The following is a 7,739-nucleotide window of genomic DNA, read 5'->3' as shown; positions in this document are numbered from 1 at the left end:
CCGGGAAATGGTCGACCTCCAGGACCCGGCGGGGGCCCTCCAGCTCATCGGCACACTGAAGAACCCGATCGCGGCCTTCGAACGGGAGGACTGAGACGGCCGGTGCCCTTCGGTCCGGGGCTTGAGGGGCGGGGCTTCGGGCGAGGGCTTGGGGCCGGGAGCAGCCCGGCCCCAAGCCCTCGCCGGCCCGGAGCACCCGAAACGATCCAAGTGCACGACCCGCTACACTGTGGCGGTGCGACGCGGCGGCACCACCATGCCGCCCCGACGCCGGGCCTCCGTGGGATGTGTGGGAAATTCCGTCGCCGCAGGTCAAGCCTGGTGGCATGCGACGACCCAAAACGCGGCAGCCCCCAATCCCAAACGCCGTTTCAGCGTTTTCGCAGCTCATGACGTGTGCACAGAGTGCAGTACAGCGCCCGAGATCGGCGCAACTGTGCACGCCAGCGGGAGCAGGCAGGCACAGCGCGCGGCGCGCATCTGGCACTGCCCGAGTGAACCTGTCACCCATGGGACGGCACCCAGATTGCTACTTGAGTAGCGAGGCGACAGCCTGGCCGCATGGCAACCTCCCATGCCCCGTCAATCGCCGACCGCCGCGTCCTCCTGCTCCTCCTGGACGACCAGGATCGCCTGATGCTGTGCGGCGGATGCTGCGGCGGCTGGACGGTGCCGCAGACACTGCTCGCCGCCGGCGCCCCTTTCATGGAGGGGGCCGCTCGGTATCTCGCCGAGCGATTTCACATCGAGAATCCTCACTTCGGATCCCTCTATGGCGTTCGTGAAACGCGGAAGTCCGACTGCTGGGAACATGACCAGCGCACGGTTTCCCGCGTTTTCATCGTGAGGATCAGCACGAAAGAGTCGGACTCGTTTCAGGCGATGTCTCCGTCACACGCTCGATGGGAAATCAGCGAGCTCAGATCTCGCCATCGAGACGTCTCACCTGAAGGCGTGGCCCTTCTGATCTCCGGATATGTGGAAGGCTGGCTCCCCGACGGCCCCATCTCACTCTACTGACCTGGAGCCCCCATGCCTCTGCACGCAATTGATATAACCCTGACTCGGGCCGTAGATGAAGTTAAGCCGAAAGCTACACGGCAGTTCAGCGGCACGCCGATCGCATCGCCACAAGACGGCAAGAACATCGCCGTTCTCGTATCGGCACGTAACGAGAAGCGCGCCATTAAGAAAGTCTGGCGGCGACTCGGAGGTCCCCTGGATGTCCTGTGCGGTCTCTTCCCGGGGCGGAAAAGCATGCTCAAGATGAGCGTTCCGTTCACGCCTGGGGTCAAGAGACGAATCCACGCATGGACCAAAGGAACAGGGACGAGTGGGAGGAGTTTCTGATCGAGGCCGTCACAGGACATTGACCCGCGATCAAGCAAGGAGCGCAGCACGTCAGGAATCTACACAAGATTCACTACTCCGAAACTCGCATCATTTTCGCCCACGACACCGCCCCCACAGCTTCACTGATCAGCGGGCGGGAGCTGACGGTACTCGAAGACACCCTCATGGTCACTGAATGCGAGCGGGGGAAGATCGACGACTCATCTCGTGTACCGCATGATGAAGCGGTAGAGAATCTGTCGGGCGATGAAGAACTTCACGGCGGTGGGGAGAACCCTGGAACTGCCTGATCCCGAGTACTCGCTTGCGGGGATCTACGGTAGCGCTGGCCACCCACAGTCACCGGGGTGCTGAACCGCTGGGCGGCGCGTTCTGCCGACGCAGGGCGACCCGCCCGCCCGCCACCGCCGTAGACCTGGGCCCCGGAGTCCAAACCAGCCTCAGCCAGGATCCCCAGGGGAATCTCAACCGCTCCGCCCTCGCCCAGCCGGACTTCCGCAGGTTCCCTGATCACGGCCCCAAAATGCCACGTCCCCGGTGACCCCGCCGCCCGGCAGGGACGTGACCCCCGCCGCCGTGCAGCGCTCACACCATCCAACCGGCGTCAGAATCCGGCAAAGCACAGTCTAAATCAAGACAGATTCGATCAACTTGGCATACTCGCTTGTGACTTCAGAGGCTCCCGTTCGATGCTGCTGAGGTTCGGAGAAGCAGAAGACGACCGGCCATGGCGCCGTGCCATGGCGACTTCTGACTCGCGGACCTTGGAGATCCCGTGGACACCCATGTCCTGCGGGCCGATTTGGCATGTCTGCCACGACCGGCACGCACTTCTGAGCCGTCTCGGCTCTCGTTTCCCTCTGCATGTGCAAGCAGGCACCCCCGTCCCCTTTCTCCTCCGCCGCTGGCGGAGCGTTTCGGATCCGACGGGGAGGCGCGATGACCACGCCCCGTTTTGAGCCGAGCGTCGCCCAGCAGACCGCCCTCGTCGATCATCTCGTACACGCGGTGGTCACTGATGCAACCGGGGAAGCCCAAGGCGACATCTGCCTCGGCGAGCCTCCGAGCGCTCGCTACTTCATGGAGAGTCTTGGCCCGCACACCGTCGAACCGGGCGGTGCCGCCCCGAGATACGGCCGCACGACTCCGGACAGCCTCGGGTTCGAGTTCGAGGCCGAAAACGCCAGCTCCATCACCGTCAAGGCACGGGCGTCGTTCTACTACGCAGTCCTGCCGACCCGCGCCCAACAGCTGGAGTGGGCCGGTGAGCGCGAGGAGCCGTACCGGCTGGCGCCGTTGTTCAAACGGCTCGGCGTTACGGTCGGGCCGGTCGAGATCGTCCTGGGGCACGAGGCTGGCCTGCGCCAGACCCTGGAACGTGAGTTCCGCCACGCCTTCGACGAGGCCGTCAAGCATGCCCTCCGGGACCCCCGGATCGACCGCCGCGTCGGGAGCGACCGCAGAGAGCGACTGGTGCCTCCCGCCGCCATGGCGGACGACGGGGCCTTCGAGCAGTGGCTGACCCGGGAGGTGGGCGGTGACCCGGTGGTGCCGTCCCCCGCCGCGCACGTCGTCGTCACGTCGAGGCCCGTCGCGTCCGGACGGCTCCGTGTGACCGCGACGCTGCAGAACCTCGCCACCGATCCCGTCGTGACCGTCCAGGGCCGGGGCAGCAACGCCGGCCGTAAACGCCGCGACGAGGCCAGGGACAACGCTCTGTTCCGCGCAGGGCTGGAGGTCGAGGGCGACCTGCTGCTGCCCATCACGATGGACCTCGGTGCCGACGCCTACCGCTACTCCGGGGAGCTCGGAGCGTACGCGAACAACTGCGGTGTGGAGTCACGGTGGCACCAAGGCCAACTCGTGACTGTGCGCAGTGTGCCCGTTCCGGAGCATGACACCCACCGCGCAGTGGCCCGGACCGACGAACGCTGGGGCTACGCGACGCTCGCCGCCGACCCGATTCCGGTTCTCGACGATCTCGCCGACGAGATGGAGGCATATCTGGACGCTCCCGTCTGGGACACGGCAGATCTCCAGGACAGGCCTGAGCTGGCCTATCGGAAGGAAGCCGACCGACGGGCCGCCAAACTGGAGGTTGCGCGATTCCGCGACGGTATCGCGTGGCTGCAACAGGACAAGCGTCTGTTGACGGCCTTCCAGCTCGCGAACGAGTCCATGACGGAACTCAACCATCGTCGGAAGCGGCCGAGCCGGGGGTGGCGCCTCTTCCAGCTCGTGGCCATCGTCAGCCAGCTGGGCGCCCTGGCCTGGCGGGAGCACCCACAGCATCTCTTCACCCCAGGGCTCTGGGGTGACGACGGAGACGTGGATCCGACCGAGGCGGCAACCGTCGTCTGGTACCCGACCGGAGGGGGCAAGACCGAGGCGTATCTCGGTCTGGTGCTGGTGTGCATGTTCTACGACCGGGCCAGGGGGAAGAAGGTCGGGGTCTCGGCTTGGTGCCGGTTCCCCCTCAGGTTGCTGACACTCCAGCAGACGCAGCGGCAACTTGACGTCGTCGCTGCCGCGGACACCGTCCGGGACCGGAACGCCGACCGGCTCAGGGAGGTCGGCGGCGACCCAGGGTGGCCCTTCTTCATCGGCTTCTACGCCGGCGGCGGCAACACTCCCAACTCACTCACGTCCGACCGCATGCTTGACCGACTTCGGTCGAGCGAGGAGGAGCGGCACGCGTATCGACTCGTGCACGACTGTCCCTACTGTAGTGAACGGTCCGTGCACATCCCGCCCCCTGATCCCCAGCGGCTCAGGCTGGAGCATGTCTGCGGCAACGAGCAGTGCGGGAAGGTCCTCCCGATTGTCGTGGTCGACACCGAGATCTACCGCTACCTGCCCACGGTCGTGGTCGGCACCCTGGACAAGCTCGCCAACATCGGGCTGTCGGACCGGTTCGGCGCGCTGTTCGGCGACGTCGACTGCTGGTGCCCTCCCCACGGGTTCGGTCGGGGTGGGAAGTGCCACGAGCGTCATGCGCCGGGCCACCCGAAGTCGCCTCCCAAGGCCCTGGACAAACCCCTCTACGACCCGTCTCCCTCGCTGGAGATCATCGACGAGCTACACATGGTCAACGAGGAGCTCGGAGCGTTCTCAGGGCACTACGAGGGGCTCTTGGCGGAGGTACAGCGCACTCTGACGTCCAAGCACCGCCCCGACGGACGGGGCGTCCGCATGAAGGTGGTCGCGACCACCGCGACCATCCGCGGCGAGGACCGACAGAGCGAGCACCTCTTCGGCCTGAGGTCGGTGGTGGTGCCGCTTCCCGGGCCCAACCTCGACGAGAGCTTCTACTGGCGTCTCGACCGCAGCCTCCCCCTCCGCCGCTTCGTCGGGGTCATGCCGACACGAGGGACGGCGGAGATGACACTGGTCAGGATCCTGACATCCGCGCACCGGGCTCTGTGGAAGCTCGACCAGCGCCGCGATCTTCCCCTCAGCCTCGCAGAATGGCCGGAGGAGGAGCTTCGCGCGGTGGTGGACCTGTACCGGACAAGCCTCACGTACGCCACCACCCTTGTCGACTTCGGTCGTATCCGCCGCTCGCTGGACACCCAGGTCAACGAGGCGCTGCGCAGGGAGGGCTTCCCAGATCTCCGTGTGGCCGAGCTGAAGGGTGAGACGCGCTTGGACGAGGTCCGTGGCGTCCTGGACGACCTAGGCAGTACCAACGGCAGCACGGGCATGGTCGTCGCGACCAGCATGGTTAGCCACGGGGTCGACGTGGACCGGCTGAACCTCATGCTGTTCAACGGGATGCCCAGGTCCATGGCGGAGTACATCCAGGCCTCGTCGCGAGTCGGCCGCGCCTACCACGGGCTCGTGTTCATGCTCTTCAACCCGGTGAGGGAACGGGACCGGTCGCACTACCGGTACCACGGCAAGTTCCACGAGTACCTGGACCGTATGGTCGAACCGGTGGCCATCAACCGGTGGAGCCGGTTTGCGGTCCGCAAGACCCTCCCGGGGATACTGATGGGGCATCTCCTCCAGATCGCCAACCGCGACTGGTGGCGCGCGGGTAACGCACCGAGCCACCTGCACGACCTCTCGAAAATGCAGGCCGCCCTCCGTGATCCGTCCGGCGGAGGGCTCGAGGGGGCCCAGCTCACCGAGCTGCTGGAGGCGCTTCACGCGGTCTTCCAGTCGCAGCGCCCCGAGGCGCAGGAACTCCGCAGCGACCTTGAGGACATGGTGGAACACGCCTTGGCCAGCCTTCGCTCCGCTGGCGCCTCCGCCGGTCTCGCCGGCGGCAACAACCGAGGATACCGCGCAACGGGCGACTACCTGGGCCTTGAGTACAGGCCCATGACCAGTCTCCGTGACGTGTCCGAGGGCATCCCATTCCACATCGTGTCCGACAGCCGGAGGTCATGATGGCGTTCAATCCCAGGAACGACGACATGGCCCGCGACCGGGGCCAGGTTCTCTACCGGTACCGCCCCGGCCAGACCTTCGACCATCGCGGCGGCTACACGGCCCAAGTGGTGCAGTTCGGGCGTGACGAGGAGTTCGACGGCCCCTCCCTCGACCGCGAGCACCTGGTTCAGGAAGCCATGCGGTTCGTGCGCAGGTGGCGGGCCGCCGGCCGAGCATTCTCCACCGGATCCGACCGGGCGCCGGAGTTCCCCGGAGACGAGGACCGACTCGCCGATCGCCACTACGAGGTCGTGGTCCCTGGCAAGGTCTTCTGCCGCATCTGGCCCCGGGTTGTGCGCTGCTCCAGCGGCCACTGCGGACACGTCTGGACGGCCAGTGATCCACGACCCGGAACGGACGACTGGCCGCCGGCCTGCCCCGCCTGCGGTAACCCCGTGGGGAACCGGCAGCTCCAGTTCATCTTCGCGCACAAGTGTGGCGAGATGTCACCCATGTACCCACCAAGCAAGTGTCCCAGGGGACACACCGGGTTCAGGCTCGATGACCGCCCCAGTCGGTTCCGTGACTTTCGGTGGGAGTGCATGACCTGTGGCTTCCCTCTGGGTGTGCAGTGGAGCTGCAGCAACTCCTCGTGCAGTTATCCGGACAGATTCATGAGCCCCCTGCTCCACACAGCGGGGACGGCGCATGTCGGCCAGGGCCTGACACTCGTCAACGTGACCACGACCGAAGAGGCCACCCGACAAAGCAACCCCTTGTACACGCCCGCCGTGCTCGGCTGGTGGCTTGGGGAGATCACCGAGGACGAGTTCCGGCGGCTCACGGACGGGCACACGGTCGACGTCCCCAGCGAGGTCGTCGAGAGCATCCGTGTGATGGAGGAGGCTGGCCTGCACGACCAGGCACGTGCGCTCCAGGCACGTTTCATGCCGGTTGAGGTGGACCACCTGCGGGACCGGGTGGGCAAGGCTCTCGGACTCGACACAGAGAGCGACGATGCGCGCGGACTCGCAGCCGAGCTGCACACCTACCGTCGGGTTCTGAACCTGGAACGCCTGGGTGTCCCCCGTCTCCAGAGGGAAGCTCACAACGCCGAGCGCCGTGCCCTGTACGAGCGCTACCCCGGCGTCCTCGCGTCTGCAGGTCTCGGCCAGGAGACCTGTCTGATCAGTGATCTCCCGATCACCTACCTGGCGATCGGCTACAGCCGGACTGGCTTCAGCCCCGAGGAGGCGGACCTGGTCCCCTACCGGGGACGTGCTGTACGAGGAGCCCCCGAAAAGACCCTTCTCTACGCCCACCCCACCGAGGCCGAGGCACTGCTTTTCCCAGTGGACCGGGAACGGGTGAGCCGGTGGCTCGTCCGCAACGAACTCGTCAGCCGCAGCACTCTTGAGGAGGCCGGTGGCGTCGCCCGGTGGCTGGTGCACCAGCTCGGGCCAAGCGACGGCAAGGCTCTCTCGCACGAAACCCGCCCGGCACCGGGACACCCGGACCTCCCGGTCCACGAACTGTTCGGTCTGCTCCACTCCCTGTCGCACCAACTCCTGCGAGCCTTGGCCGTTGACAGCGGCTACAGCGAGACGAGCCTGTCCGAGTACCTTTTTCCGTACGACCTAGCCTTCGCCATCTATCCCAACGGTGGCAGCGACTTCAGCCTCGGCGCCATGCGGACGGTACTCGAACAGAATCTGGACGCAGTCGTCAGCCGTGCCGTCGACAACGACGCGTGCCTGTACGACCCGAACTGCATGATCACGAACGAGGGCGCGGACCACGGCTGTCTCCAGCTTCCCGAGACCGCCTGCCAGTCCTGGAACCGGAACCTCTCCCGCTGGCACCTGTTCGGCTCTCCGGACGGCTCCAGGGTCGGGTACTGGGATCCGACCTTGTGAACACCAGTGGGGAGGGCACTGGGCTGGTGCCCTCCCCACCTCCTCCCCTTCGTGGGTGGAACCCCGGCCAACCGTCGGTCACGCACGATTAGG

General features: G+C 66.3%; 3 protein-coding genes. All 3 read left to right on the top strand.

The window, feature by feature from the left end; all coding sequences use genetic code 11:
* Positions 1–561: 561 nt before the first annotated feature.
* The 3 genes from KN815_RS08100 to KN815_RS08090 all read left to right on the top strand — a co-directional run bounded on the left by KN815_RS08100 (position 562) and on the right by KN815_RS08090 (position 7,646).
* Complete coding sequence (locus KN815_RS08100; protein WP_216341060.1) at positions 562–1,020, top strand: hypothetical protein; 459 nt, start codon at positions 562–564, stop codon at positions 1,018–1,020.
* Positions 1,021–2,292: 1,272 nt separating this feature from the next.
* A complete protein-coding gene (locus tag KN815_RS08095; protein ID WP_216341059.1) occupies positions 2,293–5,748 on the top strand; it encodes a helicase-related protein in 3,456 nt (1,151 codons plus the stop codon).
* Positions 5,745–7,646, top strand: coding sequence for a DUF8724 domain-containing protein (locus KN815_RS08090; protein ID WP_216341058.1), 1,902 nt, complete (start codon positions 5,745–5,747; stop codon positions 7,644–7,646). Before KN815_RS08095 ends, KN815_RS08090 begins: the two co-directional genes overlap by 4 nt.
* Positions 7,647–7,739 lie beyond the last annotated feature (93 nt).

It is taken from the genome of Streptomyces niphimycinicus (assembly GCF_018883605.1).
Lineage (GTDB): Bacteria > Actinomycetota > Actinomycetes > Streptomycetales > Streptomycetaceae > Streptomyces > Streptomyces niphimycinicus.
Note: the sequence above shows the minus strand (reverse complement) of the source record. Positions and strands in the feature narration are given on the sequence as shown.

Coding starts and splice junctions, on each gene's coding strand:
- KN815_RS08090 (WP_216341058.1), top strand. CDS start 5,745: ATGATGGCGTTCAATCCCAGGAACGACGACATGGCCCGCGACCGGGGC.
- KN815_RS08100 (WP_216341060.1), top strand. CDS start 562: ATGGCAACCTCCCATGCCCCGTCAATCGCCGACCGCCGCGTCCTCCTG.
- KN815_RS08095 (WP_216341059.1), top strand. CDS start 2,293: ATGACCACGCCCCGTTTTGAGCCGAGCGTCGCCCAGCAGACCGCCCTC.